Annotated in this window: 13 protein-coding genes and 4 pseudogenes; 3 read left to right on the plus strand and 14 right to left on the minus strand. The window is 58.6% G+C overall.

All coding sequences use genetic code 11. The features are described from left to right. Positions 1–7 precede the first annotated feature (7 nt). Positions 8–249: pseudogene (locus AC1D05_RS23995) on the plus strand (DDE-type integrase/transposase/recombinase); the annotation flags it as partial. Positions 250–498: 249 nt separating this feature from the next. Continuing rightward, complete coding sequence (locus AC1D05_RS24000; RefSeq protein WP_477444223.1) at positions 499–1,671, plus strand: M20 aminoacylase family protein; 1,173 nt, start codon at positions 499–501, stop codon at positions 1,669–1,671. 347 nt (positions 1,672–2,018) lie between these two features. Here the strand turns inward: AC1D05_RS24000 and AC1D05_RS24005 are convergent. Next, positions 2,019–2,131 (minus strand): annotated as a pseudogene (locus AC1D05_RS24005) (IS6 family transposase); the annotation flags it as partial. A 41-nt stretch (positions 2,132–2,172) separates the two neighbouring features. On the opposite strand from AC1D05_RS24005, the gene AC1D05_RS24010 reads away from it, so the two are divergent. Further along, positions 2,173–2,586 carry a GNAT family N-acetyltransferase gene (locus AC1D05_RS24010; protein WP_477444224.1) on the plus strand — a complete coding sequence of 138 codons (414 nt, stop codon included), beginning with the start codon at positions 2,173–2,175 and terminating at the stop codon, positions 2,584–2,586. 42 nt (positions 2,587–2,628) lie between these two features. On the opposite strand, the pseudogene AC1D05_RS24015 reads toward AC1D05_RS24010, so the two are convergent. The 13 genes and pseudogenes from AC1D05_RS24015 to AC1D05_RS24075 all read right to left on the minus strand — a co-directional run bounded on the left by AC1D05_RS24015 (position 2,629) and on the right by AC1D05_RS24075 (position 18,455). After that, positions 2,629–4,037, minus strand: a pseudogene (locus tag AC1D05_RS24015) (ISNCY family transposase). A gap of 846 nt (positions 4,038–4,883) precedes the next feature. Next, entirely contained in the window at positions 4,884–6,419 is a 1,536-nt protein-coding gene (locus AC1D05_RS24020) for a gamma-glutamyltransferase (protein ID WP_477444225.1), read from the minus strand. A gap of 150 nt (positions 6,420–6,569) precedes the next feature. After that, positions 6,570–7,625 carry a C45 family autoproteolytic acyltransferase/hydolase gene (locus AC1D05_RS24025; protein WP_477444226.1) on the minus strand — a complete coding sequence of 352 codons (1,056 nt, stop codon included), beginning with the start codon at positions 7,623–7,625 and terminating at the stop codon, positions 6,570–6,572. A gap of 1,029 nt (positions 7,626–8,654) precedes the next feature. Next, positions 8,655–10,067, minus strand: coding sequence for a Glu/Leu/Phe/Val family dehydrogenase (locus AC1D05_RS24030; RefSeq protein WP_477444227.1), 1,413 nt, complete (start codon positions 10,065–10,067; stop codon positions 8,655–8,657). Positions 10,068–10,223: 156 nt separating this feature from the next. Next, positions 10,224–10,721: a UPF0262 family protein gene (locus AC1D05_RS24035; protein WP_477444228.1), complete on the minus strand. Its 498-nt coding sequence runs from the start codon at positions 10,719–10,721 to the stop codon at positions 10,224–10,226. Between the two features lie 14 nt (positions 10,722–10,735). Beyond that, positions 10,736–11,917: an acetyl-CoA C-acetyltransferase gene (locus AC1D05_RS24040; protein WP_477444229.1), complete on the minus strand. Its 1,182-nt coding sequence runs from the start codon at positions 11,915–11,917 to the stop codon at positions 10,736–10,738. 60 nt (positions 11,918–11,977) lie between these two features. After that, entirely contained in the window at positions 11,978–12,607 is a 630-nt protein-coding gene (locus AC1D05_RS24045) for a 3-oxoacid CoA-transferase subunit B (RefSeq protein WP_477444230.1), read from the minus strand. Between the two features lie 11 nt (positions 12,608–12,618). Continuing rightward, entirely contained in the window at positions 12,619–13,317 is a 699-nt protein-coding gene (locus AC1D05_RS24050; RefSeq protein ID WP_477444231.1) for a CoA transferase subunit A, read from the minus strand. 8 nt (positions 13,318–13,325) lie between these two features. Continuing rightward, positions 13,326–13,634, minus strand: coding sequence for a hypothetical protein (locus AC1D05_RS24055; protein WP_477444232.1), 309 nt, complete (start codon positions 13,632–13,634; stop codon positions 13,326–13,328). Positions 13,635–14,041: 407 nt separating this feature from the next. After that, complete coding sequence (locus tag AC1D05_RS24060; RefSeq protein WP_477444233.1) at positions 14,042–15,223, minus strand: M24 family metallopeptidase; 1,182 nt, start codon at positions 15,221–15,223, stop codon at positions 14,042–14,044. A 39-nt stretch (positions 15,224–15,262) separates the two neighbouring features. Next, positions 15,263–15,979 (minus strand): aspartate/glutamate racemase family protein, encoded by a 717-nt coding sequence (locus tag AC1D05_RS24065; protein WP_477444234.1) that lies wholly within the window; start codon positions 15,977–15,979, stop codon positions 15,263–15,265. Positions 15,980–16,146: 167 nt separating this feature from the next. Beyond that, complete coding sequence (locus AC1D05_RS24070) at positions 16,147–17,328, minus strand: M20 family metallopeptidase (protein ID WP_477444235.1); 1,182 nt, start codon at positions 17,326–17,328, stop codon at positions 16,147–16,149. A gap of 15 nt (positions 17,329–17,343) precedes the next feature. Next, positions 17,344–18,455, minus strand: a pseudogene (locus AC1D05_RS24075) (M24 family metallopeptidase). Positions 18,456–18,546: the final 91 nt, after the last annotated feature.

The following is an 18,546-nucleotide window of genomic DNA, read 5'->3' on the forward strand; positions in this document are numbered from 1 at the left end:
AGCATAGCATCGCTCGCACAAGGGCCTGAACAATCGGGCGGAGAACTCTCATCAACCCATCCGACGGCGGGAGAGGATCATGAAGCGCTTCAAGTCAGCGCGACATCTTCAGCGTTTCGTTTCCGTCCACGACCCGATCGCCAACCTCTTTAACGTTCCCCGCCACGATATTCCATCCACCCACCATCGAGAACTGCGAGCAACTGCCATCAAGCATGGCGCCAAATCGCGCGCCTTCACGCCGAATGAACCAAAGCCTCACTCCCAGATCTTGTTTTCACAGCGTTAAGTTTACGGTGCCGCGCCTGCTGCTCGCTTTGATCCGCTGGCGCCCGTTTCGAACGAGTGACGTGAACTGTGAACTATGGACCTGCGGAATAGTCCCCCTTCGGTTTATCGCACCAGCGGAGCCACACGACACCGCTTCTAATTTTCATTCGTAGAATCGCCAAAGGCTCGACACCATCCAACCTAGCGTATCGCAAGAAGGGAATTCACATGCCAGTCCTCAATCGCGTCGCCGACCTCTATGATGAAATCACAGCCTGGCGCCGCGACATCCACGCACATCCAGAACTGGGCTTCGATGAACACCGCACTTCCGCCTTCGTCGCTGAGCGCCTGCGCGAATTTGGTTGCGACGAGGTAGTGACCGGCATTGGCAAGACCGGTGTCGTGGGCGTCATCAAGGGTGCGAAAACCGTGACCAATGGCAACCTCAAGATGATCGGGTTGCGGGCTGACATGGATGCGCTGCCGATCGAGGAGTCGACCGGTCTGCCCTATGCCTCCAAGAACAAGGACTTCATGCATGCATGCGGTCATGACGGCCATACCGCGATGCTGTTGGGCGCGGCGCGCTACCTTGCCGAAACCCGGAATTTCGCCGGTACGGCGGTGTTGATCTTCCAACCTGCGGAAGAGATCGGTACGGGCGCGCAAGCGATGATCGAGGACGGCCTGATGGACCGTTTTGATATCGAGCAAGTCTATGGCATGCACAACCTTCCGGGCATGCCGATTGGGGCCTTTGGCATCCGGCAAGGCCCGGTGATGGCAGCAACGGATGGTATCGAGATCACAATCGAAGGCCGCGGCGGCCATCCCGGGACACCGCATAAATGCATCGACGCGATGCTAGCCGGCGCGCAGCTGATCACCGCCCTGCAGCAAATCGTGACGCAGAACGTCGATCCCTTGGAATCGGCGGCGATTTCGTTTAACGAATTCCATTCCGGCACCACGCAGCGAGTGATTGCGCAGACAGCAGAGTTGCGAGGCAGCATGCGCGCTCTAACTCCGGAGGTTCGTCAGCTGGTCAAGAAACGGATCGCTGAGGTGGTTGCCGGCATCGCCCAGGTTACTGGCGCGAAGATCGATTTGAAGATCGAGGGCAGCAATGCCGCTGTTTTCAATCATCCCGTGCCGACCGAGCTTGCGATGAATGTCGCCAGGGATGTGGCCGGTGACGACAACGTGGTCGAGACACCGCCGATACTGGGTGGGGAAGATTTTTCCGACTTGGCGCAGGACCGACCGGGTGCTTTCATCTGGTGCGGCAATGGCGACAGCGCCGGTTTGCACCACGCGGCATATGACTTCAATGATCAGGCGGTTCTCTACGGGACGTCGTTCTGGGTGAAGCTTGTAGAGAACACGCTTGCAGCTTGAGGCAAGGCGAGACAGGCAAGCATGGTCGGTGCCCCGATCAGCCGCGCCCTTAGGACAGAACCAATCCCATGAAAGGCGAGGCGCGCCGCCGCCCTCTATGATGAAATCAGAGTCGGGCGCCGCGATATCCGCCCATATCCAGAAGGTCGAGGATGGGACTAATTGAATCATGACCACTCACCGAGACGGCCCCACTTCGCGATTGTTCCGGCCTGTCAGCTTTGATGGCAACTTCTCGTTCGAGGAGCTTGCAGGCCATCTGTCGCACTGCACTTAAATGTGAGATTGCGCCGACGGCACCGTAAACTTAACGCTGTGAAAACAAGATCTGGGAGTGAGGCTTTGGTTCATTCGGCGTGAAGGCGCGCGATTTGGCGCCATGCTTGATGGCAGTTGCTCGCAGTTCTCGATGGTGGGTGGATGGAATATCGTGGCGGGGAACGTTAAAGAGGTTGGCGATGGAAATGATCAGGATGATCCCGGCTAACGGTCGGACTCGCTATGCAAATTGATTGGATCGAAGTCTTCGAGGGCGCACGGCAGGACGAACTCTACGACCTCTACAGAAGGGAATGGTGGACCAAAGGCCGAACATTCGAGGATGTCATGTCGATGGTCAGGCATTCAGACCTGAGCTTGGGGTGCTGCTCGGCCGAAGGAAAGTTGATAGGTTTCACAAGAGTTCTGACCGACTACACCTTCAAAGCGTTCATATTCGATGTGATCGTCCATGAAGCTTATCGTGGGCGGGGAATCGGAGAAGCGATATTGGACCGGGTCGTGACACACCCGACGCTGGGACGGGTTACCAGCTTTGAGCTCTACTGCCCGGACAATTTGGTTCCGTTCTATTCAAAGCTCGGCTTCTCAAAGGGGGCGGCCAATTTGTTGTTTTTTGAGCGAACCGTCAGCTAACTAACACGCCCAGTGCTAGCTGATCCAGTCTAACAGCGACGCCTATTCCGCAGCTTCCAGCTTTGCCAGCGCCTGTTCTCGTCGGGCGATCACAGCGGGATCGTTCATGAAATCCGTCCTTCGGCCAGGCTTGCGCCCAGCTTCACATAGCCGTTGCTCTGGCTGCCATCCGGGATGCCGAACATGTGGTTCGTCTGCCCGGTTCGCCGTGGTCCGTGCTGGCTGCGCTGCAAATCCCGGCCGGCCTGCATCTCGGCGACCATCGCCAGCGCTTCGTCCAGGCGCTTGTTCTCGACAATCTCCGATCTGTGAACCGAGCACAGCTTGTCGAATGTCCTGTAGGGCAGGGACGTGCTGCCCTCCATGATCTCAAGCCGACCGTCAGGATAGTCGCAGACGACCACCTTCTTGCCGATCAGAGTCTTCGCAAAGGCACTCGGGTCGAGGATGAACAGCACCTTGTCATAGCGCAGCGTCAGAGCCTGCGACAGCGTGCGGAACTCCTTTCGGCACATGGCGCTGTCCAGTTTCTCATGGTCCGCGAGGAGACGATGCACGTCCTTGGGATTACGCGGCTCTTTGCCGAAGCGGACATTGAAGTCAGCAGCGAACTCGGCCGCGTAGGCGTTCGCCGCCTCGATCGTGCTGATGTTGCGCAGGCGCAGCTCCTTCACAAGTCGGTCCTGCAGCGTCTGGTTGGCCCGCTCGACACGGCCTTTGGCCTGTGGGGTGTTGGCGCAGATGATGTCGATGTTCAGCTCGTAGAGCGCACGGCCGAATTGCGTCAGGCCGGTCGTTCGATCCTTCTCCGACCCATGCGCCGTGCGGAAGACGCCATGCTTGTCGCTGTAGAATGAGATCGGCTTGCCCCATTCCTGCAAATAGGCCTTGGTGGCGATCAGGTAATCGAACGTGTTCTCGGAACCGGCGAAACGGAGATGCAGCAGCTTGCCGGTCGCGTCATCGATGTAGACGAGCAGGGCGCACTTGGGACCGCGGTTCTCGAACCACCAATGGTGCGAGCCGTCGATCTGCACCAACTCGCCGAGGCAGTCGCGCCGGCCCCGTGGCTGGTGAAGCTGCTTCTTACGCTCACGTCGCGATGTCCAAATGGCGGCTTCGGTCATCCATTTGCGCAGCGTCTCTTTGCTGACCGCTATCTGGTGTCGCTCGAGCAGCTTCTCGCGGACAAGCGTCGGACCAAAGTCGACATAGTGTTCGCGGATGAGCTCCAGGACGAAGTCGCGAACGTTATCGACGATGCGATTGTTCGAACATCTGCCGCGCGCCTTGTGCCGGAGAGCCGCGGCACCGTCGTCTTGGAATGTCCTCAATAATCGTTGGGTCTGGCGAACCGTGAGCCCCAGGATCTTCCCGCCCGACGCAGTGGAGATGCGTCGTTCAATGACCTTCGACAAAACCTCGATACGCTTCAGCTCGCGTTCGCTCATCAGAACAAGTCCCAAGTTGCAATCTCCCGCACCGTCGGAGGCGGAGAGATTGGCAGCGCACAAGCAGGAGCGACATTCCTACTTTGCCAAACCCGGACATTTTAACTTAGCTCCTACACGTTAAAGTTGCATAATCTATCTTATGGAACTTTGATTTTTAGCAATGAAAACAACGCTATAATGTGGATGCTAATAATATCCTTGGGTCAATGCCAACGATCGCCCTCATGGAGCATTCGCTCTTTTTAAGTGCATTCCAGCCTGCGGCGCACCGCATACCATATATGTCATCATGGCGAGCATGATACGAGTGTGATCGGCATACATGGAAAACCATTCCGACGCTGTCGCCCACATAGACGAGCTGGTAAGGGCGTCGTGTAGACCATCAGGGCTTCTACAGCTACACGGGCCGAGGTTCGATCGTTCCCGGACTGGCGGAGGCTGACTGTCGCCTTCTTCTGGGGCAAGCGCTCAGAGCGGAAACTATGCCAGGAGGTGTCGCTAAACCTGAATCAGGACTCTAGTGGCTCGATCTGGAGCACCGTCCAGGATCATTCAACATCTCGAACATCGCCACGGCGGCTTCCGAAATAGATGCCGGATTTGCTCTGCATTTGATCTCGATTGCGTCCCCAGAATGACCGCGCGATGGCCTACGCAGCACTTCCCACCACTCGTGTATATTGTCCCCCAGAGGTTCGATGACCGAGCTCCGGATCTTCGCTTTCAGAGCCGGTCATCGGAGGAGCTTCATTTAGAGTCGAGCGGGTTCAACGAACGTCTGGGCGTGATGCCCGTCGCATCTCTTCGGTTCGACCCGGGGCCACCCGCGCTGTTGGGCGCTCAAAGCGCGCTGCCTGAGCTCGACGGGTCGGCTCCGCTCTTAAACCAACGGTTGTCGAGACGCTCCACGGCATTCACCATTCCCACGTGGGTGTAGGGTTCGTACGCCGTCGGCGAGATCTCAAAGCCTCGAGCCTCAAGATGCGCGCGCGCATCGGGCCAAAAATCTGGGTGCATGCGGAGCTTGCCGTCTTTTGGGAAGACGCGGGGCTTCCCCATCAAATCCGCCATGTCGTCGCCAAAGCCAAGGCCAAACCTCAGGAACAGCAGATAGGTGAGAGAACCCAGAATGCGCTCGCTCCCGGCCGAACCAATGGCGAGCATGGGCCTGCCGGCCTCTTCGAGAATGAGTGGCGACATTTCGGTGACATCGTGTGTCTGGCCTTCGTAGCGCGAATTTGATCTCATTGCGTAGCTAAAGCCCAGCGCCGCGCCCCACCAAGACAGCTTCGAGCCAAACCAGGGGCCGATCGAGGTTGTGAACGATAGGAAATCGTCGCCCGAAGCAATGGCGAAATGATTGGTGTTGGCGTCATCGGTCCAACTGGCCGGTCCGTGGAAGTAGGTCGATCTTAAGTCCTTCCACAGCGCTTCGACAGGCGCATCTAGCAGCCGGATAACGCGTTCTGCAATCGCCGTGGCTTCCGACGAAATATCGAGTTCGACGGAAGGACGCGCGATCTTGGGTTCGAGGGTGCCGACTGCGAAAGGTATCTGATCAAGCAAGAGGATAAGGGACAGGACATAGGCCTCCATGGCCCGGGAAAAATCACTCAGCTCGCGGCGTCGGCGGAGTTCGACGGTCACCGCCGCGCCAAGCAAGGTCCACGTCCCCCAGGTCTCGATAGCTCCAGTCGTGAGGAGGCGCTGAGGCGGCCCGTCGGGGTCAAGGTCGAGCGTGCGTGGAGCTCGCTGACGGACGGGGTTGCCGAGAGTTTCTTCTGGGCGCCAAGGTCCAGGGTTCCTCGCTCGCAGAGTGCGCCAAAAATCATCCTCGCTTTCAGATTCCGCCAGGATCTGAAGTAGATTTGCGAGTTCCGGATTTCGGACGCATTCGCGAGGCGCACTGGTTTCATCCAGATAAATAGCCTTGAGCGGTTCACCCAATGCAGGGCCCTCGCTTTCGATAGCAATCTTCAAGCCCATGGTGGGTGCAAATCCTTGTTGGGCAAGCGCGGTAGCAGGGGCGAGCAGAGCACGCACTGGAAGGCGCAGTCGGCCGCTACGTTTGAAGAAGAACCACGCGGCTATATTGCCCGGAATAGGCACAGTCGATTCCGGCACGCTCCGGATCGCAGTCGGAGCATTTAGACATCCGACTTCGCCGGCCACGGAGAAAACGCCTTGCATGCGGCCAAAAGGGCTGCAGTTGGCCGGATCCGCGACCCAAGCGCAGGCTAGGGCGGCAAGATACATGTCGAAGACGCTGCCGCCCTGTAGCCTCATAGCGTTTGCTGCGGCCGTGGCCGAGGGCACGGGGGTGGCGATCCCGAAGCCTATGCTGCTGTGGACATGCAATGGTGCTTCAGAGCTCATGCAGTTCTCTCCCGATACATGTATTCACGGCGATTGTAGGCCCGAGACAACGTCTGATCACGCAAATCCCCTGGTGCTGTCGCATAACGCTCGCGCCCCCGCGGCCTCTCAGAGAAGGCTCTTACCCCGCTCAAAAGTCGTTACGCCGCACTACACCACGCGCATCGTGCCGCCCAACGTGTCTAGCTCGTCGCGAGCAGCGTGCACGCGCCATTCGACCCGGTCAGTGAAAATGGCAAAGACGCTCGTGGCCAGCGTCTGGGAGCCGTCCTCCTGTCGGTTCTTGTAGATCGGGGTGGTCTCATCGAAGAGCACCGCCTCCGCACCTCCGGCAAGGACGCCTTCCGCGATCATTCGGTCCGCCGCCTCCTGCCGGTCGCGCGAAGAGAGGTTGATCGTCTGCTTCAGGCCGTCGAACTCCCGGCAAAGCAGGTGATTGGCGTGAGCTCGAGGCGAGGCGATCTCACGAACGGCGCAGCCTGAGGCCGGCGCCTCGACAGAGACGAGCCGACGGGTCTTCGCCTCCCCGAGATTGTGATGGAAACCGCTGGCCCGGTCCTTTCGCCTCAGAATCTCGACTGCTTCGTCCAGCCCTCTCGCATCGAGTATCGCGCGGCAGATGATAGACCGCGGCACGCCGGGCTGAAGATCGTTGGGGGTGATGTTGTTGATCGTCTGAACGAGCCCGGCCTCGTTCAGGCCGAATGCGCTCCCCGGCAGCACGCCGGGAGTCGTGAAGCCGCTCCAAGCCAGGCCCTCGTCGGGCTCCACTTCGACCCAGAGACAGGCGCCGAGAAACTCCGACGCGTCGTCCTCGTTGTGGGCGATAACCGCTGGGCCGTTGCCTTCCGCCGGAATTAACAAGGAGGTGCAGCCCGTGGCGGCGACGGCCTTCGTCGCCGGGGAGACGTCCTCGGGCAGACGTAGGTTGGCCCGGCAGTTCCAGAGAAAGACCGTCTCGAAATCCTGCCCGGCGCCCGCAGCAATTCCCTCGATCTCGTGCATGTAGCGGGGATAGGCCGCGCGGGCCGCGGATTCCAGTGTCTTCAGATATTCCGATCCCCGCCAACGGGCATCGAGGGCTCGAAAGTGCTCGGTACCCAGCGCGCGCTCCCGAAACCCAGCGGCACTGGCCTGACCGAGCGTGAAGCCGACCGAGAAGGCGTCGCCCTTGGCGCGGACGCGGGAGATGTGATTTTTGGACATATGAGGCCTCTGTTTTCCGTGAGTCGCTGCAAACTATTGAATGACTGGGCCAAGGGGGCGCTCGCCCCCAAGGCGGCAGACAAGTACCAAGTGAGGTGCGCCTGCGCGTCCCTTCAAAATGCTGCGGCTGGAGAAATTGCTTTTCATGTTGTGGTGTTGTGGTTCCGCCGGTGTTTCTGCGCCGCTACGCGATGGCAAGGCGCACGTAGCCCAACGAGAACGCTCCCGGGCGCGCCCAAGACACGGGCGATTCCCTCCCTCTATTCAGGCCGCTATCCTGCATCGGCTTCATGCGCCAACTGGTACACACAAGGCAGAAATGCGTCAACTGTCTCAACTCTCAAAGTCAGGTCCTTTCGCGTTGTTAGCCGCCGTCGCCTCAGTTCCGAACCCACTGGCCTCTGCCACCCGTGGGCTTTTTGTTAAAAGGAGCAACGCCAACAATCTTAGGAGATGTGAGGACCTTATGAGCCTAAGCTGCATGCTCCATCTAGAGATTTAGGATGACCAGTCGGACGAGATCGTTGGCGGTCATGATCGCTAAGGCTTAGAAGACGTGGCACCACGCTAGCACGAGGAAAGTACTCGCCTTGAAAAGCTCGTCCAATCGCTGAGAGACGACGTGGCCAAGCTAATCCGTTTCGTCCGTGCCCAAGATTGCGGGCCCATGGCCGCTCTGAAATCCAAACTAAGGGCAACCTAATGCAGGGCCTCGGCGCACGTCCCGACTGAGCCGAGCCAGTTAGCGGCGCATGAATCCCTAGTGGCCCCACTTGCAAATCTGGACCCGGTCAGAGCCGCGGGCGTTTGTCGGCCCACGGCTGCAGTTGTTCAAAGGCCGCCGAAGCCTGCAGTACGCTCAAGGCGTCGAAGCGTTTGCCACATGACCCGAACTCATAGCGGCGTTGGGTCGATACCCTCAGCCCTGCCGGTCGGGAGTTGGACCGGCAGGGCGCGCCGCGCAAATGTCACGGTCAATGGGAGGGGACCGTGACCTCAGCTAAATGCACCCACCTTCTCGCAAGGCACTCAAATCCCTATGGCCTCGTAGGCGGCCGCAATCCTGCGAATTGACGCCACATAGGCGGCAGTCCTGTAGTCGCCGAGCTCCGGCTGTACCTCACGCAGATCGGCGATGTTCAACCAGGTGCTGCGCATGACGTCTTCGAGGCCGGAGCGAACAAGGTCGATCTCAGCGCCGCCTTCCAGGAACTCGTCGCGGATATCGGCGGGAAACTCCTTGCCAGTCATCCGTTCAAGCGCTGCGGCTATCGTCTGATTGCGCCGTTCCCGCCGCCGCCGCTCCATCAGCCCGAACGGAATATGCGTCAGGTTCTTCACCCACTCGAAATAGCTGACGACCACGCCGCCGGCATTGACGTAGAGATCGGGAAGAATGGTGACGCCGCGGGAACGGAGGATCTTATCCGCCTCGAAGGTCACAGGACCATTGGCCGCCTCCACGACCAAGTGTGCCTTGATGCGTTCCGCGTTCTCAGCATGAATGGCATTTTCCATCGCAGCGGGAATGAGAACGTCGCAGCGCTGTTCGATGCCGGTCATATCGCCGGCAAAGGACTCGGCGCCTTCGAAGCCGAGAACGCTGCCGGTACGGATCTGGTGCTGCTTGAGTGCCTCGATTGAAAGGCCTTCGGGATTGGCTACATAGCCGTCGCGTTCAGCAACAACGGTGACGCGTGCCCCGTCCTCTTCGGACAGGAACTTGGCAGCGTGATAGCCGACATTGCCGAAGCCCTGGACGATGACCGATGCGCCTTTGAGATCGCGCCGGCCATCGAGCCCGGCCGTGCGGGTGTCGCGAAGATAGCTCTGGATGGCGAATTGCACGCCCCGGCCCGTGGCCTCCGTCCGACCGGCAATACCACCCTTGGACAAGGGTTTTCCGGTGACGCAGGCGCGCGCATTGACGACGTCGGTCGGATTGGCGCGACGGAATTCGTCCATCATCCAGGCCATTTCCCGCTCGCCGGTTCCGATATCGGGAGCCGGAACGTTGACGCCAGGACCGATCAGACCGCGCTTGTTCAGTTCCTGGGTAAAGCGGCGGGTGATGCGCTCGAGTTCCTGCGGCGTCCATTCGCGCGGATCGATCTTCAGCGCACCCTTGGAGCCGCCGAAGGGCACATCGACGAGCGAGCACTTTAGCGTCATCAATGCAGCGAGCGCCTCGACCTCCTCGGCATCGGCATTGGACGCATAGCGAATGCCGCCCTTCACAGGTTCGCAATGCTCGCTGTGGACCGAGCGCCAGCCGATGAAGCTGTACATGCGCCCGCGCAGGCGCACACCGAAGCGGACCGTGTAGGTCGAGTTGCACTGGATGATCCGCTCTGCCAGTCCTTCGGGCAGATCAAGAAAGGACATGGCATGGCGGAAGTTCTGGTCGACGCTTTCCAAGAAGCCTGCGGAACTGACCTGCATCACGCGCGCCTCACAGCTTGAGAAGTATCGGTTCGAGCCTGATGTTTGCCGACCCACGTCGGCTGCGGTGACGTTGCATGCACTTGGTACTTCCTTCCAGGGTTATTGACCGGGGCGCCGACCACCATCCGTCAGCGGCAGCGATCTAATAGCTGTTCAACTCGAGAGAATTCTATGTTCGGCATTGCGGACGAGGAGCGCATAAACCAGCGTGAACAGGCGACGCGCCGTGTCCTTGTCGATGCTGACCTTGGCGGAGAGACGCTCTCTCAACAGCTCAGCCGCTTCGTTGTGGATGCCACGGCGACCCATATCGATTGCCTCCAGCCGCTCAGGTCCCGGCCGGCACATAGCGTCGTAATAGCTTTCGCAGATGCGGGTATAGTCCTTGAGCAGCCGCCGGAACGGCGTGAGCGAGAGATAATGGCTAACGACATGCACGCCGTTGTCGTCGGTAACGTGCAGTGCCAACCGTCCGTCTGCGGTCTCGATCTTGAGACCATAGGGGCCGCCCCTGTGCCCGACAGGGATGAACGTGTTGCATTCGAGGAGATCAATGATGGCGATCGCCTGTTCCCGTTCAACTCGCGCGTCCTGGCCACCGGACGACCGGTCAAGCGATACATCGCAAAGACGGAACTCGGCCCCGGCCATGACGCACCCTCCTTTCAGATCCCTTCGATGCACATCGCGATGCCCATGCCGCCGCCAATGCACAGAGTGGCAAGGCCCTTGGACACGCCGCGGCGTTTCATCTCGAACAGCAGCGTGTTGAGGATGCGGGCGCCGGAGGCACCGATCGGGTGACCGATGGCAATCGCACCGCCGTTGACGTTGACGATCGACGTATCCCAGCCAAGGTCCTTGTTGACGGCGCAGGCCTGTGCCGCGAATGCCTCGTTAGCTTCGACAAGCTCGACATCGGCAATAGTCCAGCCAGCCTTTTCCAACGCCTTGCGAGATGCCGGAATGGGGCCTGTGCCCATGATTTGCGGATCGACGCCGGCCGTTGCCCAGGACACGATGCGCGCCAGGGGCTGGATGCCGCGACGGCTAGCTTCGGCCTCGCTCATCAGAAGGGTCGCAGCCGCGCCGTCGTTCAAGCCCGATGCATTGGCGGCGGTGACGGTGCCTTCCTTGTCGAACGCCGGGCGCAGCTTGGTCATCGATTCCAGCGTTGCGCCATGGCGGATATATTCGTCCTGGTCGACGGTGACGTCGCCCTTGCGCCCCTTAACGATGAAGGGAATGATTTCGTCGGCAAAGCGGCCGGCCTTCTGTGCAGCTTCGGCCTTGTTCTGCGAACCGAGCGCTAATAAATCCTGGTCCTCGCGGGTCAGCTGCCATTTTTTGGCGACGTTCTCTGCGGTCGTCCCCATGTGGTAGCCGTAGAACGCATCCGTCAGACCATCTTTGATCATGGTGTCGACCATCTTGAAGTCGCCCATCTTCACGCCGCCGCGCAGATGCGCGCAATGCGGCGCCATCGACATCGATTCCATGCCGCCGGCCACGATGATCTTTGCGTCGCCGGTGGCGATCTGCTGCATGCCGAGTGCGACGGCGCGCAGGCCCGATCCGCAGAGCTGGTTCATGCCCCAGGCGGTTGCTTCCAGCGGAATGCCGGCCTTCATGGCAGCCTGGCGGGCCGGGTTCTGGCCCTCGCCCGCCGCAAGCACCTGGCCGAGGATCACCTCGTCGACTTCTTTCGCATCGACACCGGCGCGCTCAAGCACGCCCTTGATGACGGCGGCGCCGAGTTCATGCGCTGGCGTATTGGCAAACGAACCGTTGAACGAACCAACCGCGGTGCGGGCCGCGCTGGCGATAACGATGGATGGGATGCTCATGGCAGCTCCTCCGCTGTTGATGATCCAATCGGGTTCGGGATCTACCCGACAAGCTCCGGATCAGTTGATGATCGTGGCGTCCGTTGCCGCGCGCAATTCGCTATCGCTCACCCCATCGGCGAGCTCCACCAGCTTCAGGCCACCGTCGACGACGTCGAGAACGCCAAAGTTGGTGATGATCCGGTCAACCACGCCTTTGCCGGTGAGCGGCAGCGTGCAGGCCTTCAGCACCTTGGATTCGCCCGCCTTGTTGGTATGGTCCATCACGACGACGACGCGCTTGACGCCCGCGACCAGATCCATCGCGCCGCCCATGCCCTTGACCAGTTTGCCGGGGATCATCCAGTTGGCAAGGTCACCGTTTTCGGCCACCTCCATGGCGCCGAGGATGGCCATGGCGATCTTGCCGCCGCGGATCATCGCGAAGCTTTGCGCCGAGTCGAAGAAGGCCGAATGCGGCAGTGCCGTCACCGTCTGTTTGCCGGCATTAATCAGGTCGGCGTCGATTTTGTCTTCGGTCGGAAACGGACCGATGCCGAGCAGGCCGTTCTCAGATTGCAGCGTCACATGCACCCCAACGGGAATGTGATTGGCGACCAGTGTCGGAATGCCGATGCCGAGATTGACATAGGTTCCATCTTCCAGTTCACGTGCAGCCCGTGCTGCCATCTGGTTTCTGTCCCAAGGCATCTAAAGCCTCCTCAAGCTGCTGCGCGCGTCGTGCGCTGTTCGATGCGTTTTTCGTGCCGACCCTGGATCAGGCGGTGAACGTAGATCCCCGGCAGATGAATCTGATCGGGATCGAGACTGCCGGCCGGCACGATTTCCTCGACTTCGGCGACGCAGATCCTCCCGCAGGTGGCGGCTGGCGGGTTGAAGTTGCGGGCCGTCTTGCGGAAAACGAGATTGCCTGTCGTGTCTGCCTTCCAGGCCTTGACGATCGAGAGATCGGCGACGATGCCGGTCTCGAGCACATAGGTCTCCCCCTTGAAGGTCTTCGACTCCTTGCCCTCGGCAACGACCGTGCCTACGCCAGTCCTGGTGTAGAATCCGGCAATCCCCGCTCCGCCTGCGCGCATGCGTTCGGCGAGCGTCCCTTGCGGATTGAACTCCAGCTTCAGTTCGCCGCTCAGATACTGCCGCATGAACTCGGCGTTCTCGCCAACATAGGACGAAATCATCTTCCCGATCTGTCGGGTCTTCAGCAGCACGCCGAGACCGAAGTCGTCGACGCCGCAGTTGTTGGAAGCAATCGTCAGGTCCTTCGTACCGGCCTCACGGATTGCATCGATCAACAGCTCCGGGATACCGCAGAGGCCAAACCCGCCAGCCGCAATGAACATCCCGTCGAACAGCAGGCCTTTGAGAGCTGCTTGCGGGTTCTCATAAGTCTTATCCATAATCTCCCTCAATTATGCAGTTTGACGGGATCGTCCTTCTTGCCCCGCCCATAGCACGTCATCACCAGGACGGTGTCGCGTTTGGTGTCGGCGGTGTCACCTATCGGACGGGTGACATCTAGGGCGATCCTCACGCCGTCAAGTGCGGACACATAAACTGAGGTTAATTCGCCAAGCTTGTTCTTGCCGTCAGCTTTTGCAGTGAGGTCCAAACTGAAGACTGATTGCTGTCCGTGTACTCCCTCAGCAGTTCTCGGCGGAAAACGCGGATCGGAGCCGTTCGGCGAACCGACTTGATTCTGGCTAGTGATTGTCATGCGATGTCTCCTCGGCTCAATCGATGACTTATATGTCCCATTACTTTGCATACTGAAACATTCATTTCAACAGACGGGCAGACCCTTTTTGCGGATAGTCGGCCCGTGAAGTCCGTCACCCAGTTGGTTGGCGTATGGCGAGTTGCTTTGTGTGTGTGGTCATTTTTTACGAAAAGAACTCGTCAATGCTGAGTTACGGCTTGATCGCCGTGCTCGAGAAGGTGTGGCCACATCCGATCAGCAAGGTGACGCAGCATTTTCTAATACAAGTGTGGCGGTGACATTGGTCGTTGCGCCTGGTGGGCACAACGACGCGCTAGTCGACCTTGCGCGCCAAAGACACCCAAGTCTTGGCGTCATCGAAAGCAAACAGCTAGTCTTGATCCTTGGACCTTCGACACGCCATTTCAATCTATAACGAGCAGCTTACGAGGAACGCTCGAGAGAAACTCTACGTCACCTTCGGTGACAACGAAGCTCTCCGTAATCTCTATGCCCCAGTCGCCATACCACAACCCTGACATGAAGTGGAACGCCATGCCTGGCCGCAGTTCCGTCTTGTCGCCCTCTCGGAAGCTTGCAGAGTTTTCTCCCCACGCCGGAGGGTAGCCGATGCCGATCGGGTAACCGGATCGGCTCGTCTTCTCGAAACCGTACCGCGCCAAGGCACCCGAATAGGCTTTGGCGATGTCCTCGCAGCAATTGCCGGCTACCGCCTTCTCAAGACCTGCTTGCATGCCGTCCAAAACTGCTGCTTCAGCGTCTAAGATCTGAGCGGTCGGCTTTCCAAGATAGAATGTCCTTGAGAGCGGGCAATGGTAGCGTTTATGCACGCCGGCCATCTCGAAAAATATGGCTTCGTTGCCTCGTATCGGCAGGTCAGTCCAGGTAAGGTGCGGTGCCGACGCGTCCGCACCCGCGCCCAGGTTCGGCACGCAGGCAGGATAATCGCCCCAGTAGCCATCGACGCCGCGTGTTGCCACATAGGAAAGCTCGGCAATCACGTCAGACTGCTTGATCCCAGGACGCAACACTTCCGAAACCCGTTGATACATCGCCTCAACGATTTTCCCCGCACCTCGCATATAATCGATCTCTCGAGGTGATTTCACCAACCGCTGCCAATTTATCAGCCTATCGGCCTTCTGAAATCTTGCGTTAGGCAACGACGCAGCAAGCGCCTCGAAGGATGCAGCAGAAAAGCAGGAGCTGTCTTTCTCAACACCGATAATCGACGAGCCATACCCTTCATCGGCGATAATCGACCCCAGAGCGGACATTGCGTGGAGGGTGTCGGATTGTACGTATTCATCACCGTACCACCTGATCCTATCCTCGCTGATATAAGCGGTGCGGCGACAACCATTTGCATCCATCCGTCGCCCAAACCACAACGGATCATCGCTTTTCGTCACAACGACACACTGAGGCACGTAATAGGAGCATCCGTCGTAGCCGGTAAGCCAGTGCATGTTGGCAGGATCGGTAACGACCAACAGATCTACCCCCGCCTGCTCCATTGCGTTGCGCGCCTTCTCCAGGCGCATGTTATATTCGGCCAGTTCAAACCGAAGCGTTTCAGCGGTCATTACCATATCCTTCGCCGAAGAAGCCACAATGCTTCGACTTCATTGTGGGAGTGCCACCGTGGAAAGCGTCAATCTACAAAGATCCGTAATGTCGTAGGTGGGCAATCCCGTTCTTCGCCGAAGAGCTTTCGCGACGATGGGAAACCCAGTGCACTCGAGCAGTAACGTGGAAATTTCGGGATGCTTGGCACGGAGGCGGTCGACGCAGTCGCCGACCTCGTGTTCGATCTGATCGACTTCAGTTCTGACGAAAGGGTGGGACAAGGCGTTGCACGTGTACACTCCACCCTCGATCCCGCCGACAATAACACGCTTGCGATCGTCCACATGTTGGATGCCAAATAGGTCTTCGCTGCAATATCGTGAGTCAGCTGTTAGGATGGCGAGTTTCTTTCCATGTGCTAATTGGCGGAGCAGCGTCGGGATGAAGAGCAGGCTTGAGGTTACCACTGGCACATTCACTGCAGCAGAAATTGCTGCCTGATGACGAATCAAAAAGCCGCAATCAGCCGATATAACGCTGGCTCCTCTATCAACTAGCCGCTGGGCAGCGGCCACACAGGCTCTTTCAAGCAGAGGCTCTCCTCGAATGACAGTCTCTGCCAACGCGCCTTCGACCATCTCCGTTATTATGGGCAGGCCAAATGTTGCAGGGTTCACCAAGGACCCATCGCGTGGGGGATAGGAATGACTGTCGGGCTGCAAACCCTCGTCGAGTTCAAGAATTCCAAGGATGGCACTGATATGCGATGGCACGAATTGACTCCTTTATCGGCTGTTGGGGTATTGCAGCTAATCGCTGATCAGCTTCGAGCTTTCCCGATGGTCCAGACGATAATTCACTCGACGACACTAAACGCCTGGACTTGTCTTGCAGCGCGGCACTCCCGCGGCGCTCTTCTTGGCGGAGACGGGTAGTGTGTTCAGGAATGCAAGAGTTCCCAACAGTATCGGATTGCTAATTCTGTCGTCGGAATTAGAGTTTCGTCGGATACTCCGAAGGTCGGCGTGTGCACGCCTGATTCGTTCCCAGGTTCCTTACTGCCGAACCAGAAATAGATCGATGGGAGACAACCGGAGTAGAAGCCGAAGTCGTCACTACCGGAACTGGCTGAGCCTTCGATATACCTTTCCTCGCCTTCGGATTGCACGACGACCTGTCGGAATAGGGCGACCATCGCACCATCGTTCACTACTGGAGGCTCACCGGCGTGAGAGCTAAATTCCGCTCGCCCCCTGTGTACCGCCGCGATACCGTCAGCGATCTGGCGCACGCGCTGAGTTAACAGCTCTCGCCGTTCGGCACTGCTTGTTCGGATCGTTCCTGTCATCATAACCGAAGGGCAAATGATGTTCGTCGCCTCGCCACCACGGATGGTTCCAATAGTCACAATGGCCCCATCGTCAACCGGCATTTCCCGCGACACGACCTTCTGTACTTCGTTGATAAAGGCACCGGCTATAGCAATGGCATCCACGCCGAGATGAGGGTTGGCACCATGTGCCATCGTGCCGGTGAACTCGACAGAAAACTGGTCGGCGGATTTTGTCACTGCTCCCGCGCGTGCGCCATACGAGCCGGCGGGAATGTCGGTGCGGACATGAAAGCCAACTGCCGCGTCAAATCCGGCGAGCAAGTTCTCTTCCACAACTGTCCTGCCGCCCAACGGCTCCGCTTCTTCGGCCGGCTGGAAGAATACGCGCATCCTCCCGGAGAAATTCTCACGCATACGATGAAACGCAAGGGCGGTACCCAGGGCGATAGACCCGTGCATGTCGTGACCGCACGCGTGCATAACACCCGGCACTTGTGACTGGTAAGTCAGATCATCGCGGGCTTCCTGGATCGGAAGAGCATCAATGTCGCCACGTAGCGCGATCGAACGATTGGCACCCGGGGCTGAGCCCTCAATGTCAACGTAGACCCCCGTCTTGTGAAACGTCTTCACCTCGGTCAAACCAAACCGTGCCAAGGTTTCGATAATCCGCTTCTGGGTTTTCCATTCATTATTCGAAAGCTCAGGCTCCCGATGCATAACGTGCCGCATCTGCACGACCGCTTCACGCTCGGCTTCAGAAATCAGGTCGTTGGTTAGCGCGTTCATAATGAAACTCGACCTCTATTTGACGAACAATTTGCGGGGCGTTGCCGTTAAAGGCTCGAAACCAGTGTCAGAAACCGCAAAGCTTTGCGTGATCGTAATACCGACATTGCCGAGCCAAAGGCCGGGCATCATGTGGAACACCATGCCGGGCTTGAGTATCGTTTCATCGCCCTTACGTATGCTTGCTGTGCGCTCGCCTGACGCAGGAGGGAAACCAATGCCGGTTGGGTAACCGATGCGGGATTCCTTCTCAATGCCGTGGCGGGCAAGGGCGTGTCTGAAGTCGCTTTCAACCTCCGAACACGTTCTGCCGGACGGACCGCCTCCAGGCCGACATTCAATGCTTCGACCGCTATTTCCGATAGATCCTGGAAAGATGGAGACGGCTTGCCGACGACAATTGTACGAGCGAGATTAACTTGGTATCGATGTCTGCATCCTGACAGTTCCAGATTGACGACCGTGGACTCCGGCAGAGGGTCGTCCGTCCAGGCCGCGTGGGGGGCGATCGACCGCTCGCCGATGCAAAGATCAGGAGGGCAGCACGGATAGTCGCCGCCAAACTCTGGCGTCCCGGATACTTGTTGGTGATAGATTGCAGCCGCAATGTCGCATTCACGTACGCCGGCTTCGACCATATCGATGACGCGCTTCATCGCGACGTCGGCAAGTTGACCAGCTTGGCGCATGATGGCGACCTCAGCCGTGCTCTTCACCAGGCGAATCCACCCAACGAGAAGGTCAGCGTCCACGAATTCTGCATTGGGTAAGGCGCGGGTGAGATCAGCATGCCCACGGGCGGGATAGTAATATCCTCCCGTCTCCACCCCGATGCGTGCAGTTTCCCCCCCTACTTCCTTTACGATATCAGCCATGAAATCATAGGCTGAAAGGGTGGTGGATTGAACGTAGGTGTCGGAATAGGCGCGGATGTTGTCTTCCGCGAGATAGGTTGTCATGGTGGCCGAAACTCGATCCATGAAGCGGCCGACCCAGATAGGTTCGGCGCGATCTTGAGCAACGATCACCATTTGAGGCGTGTAGAATGAGTAGGCATTGTAGCCGGTGAGATAGTTTTGGTTAGGGGGCTCGGACAGGAGGAGAATGTCTTTCCCTCTGTGCGCCATCTCTTTTTTGACGGCGCTGATACGAGCTTGAAACTCGGTCAGCTCAAAGTGCAGTTCTTTTTTCACATTTACCCCCACCTGCGGTTCAACA

The sequence above is a fragment of the Mesorhizobium sp. P2_E9 genome, assembly GCF_056403815.1.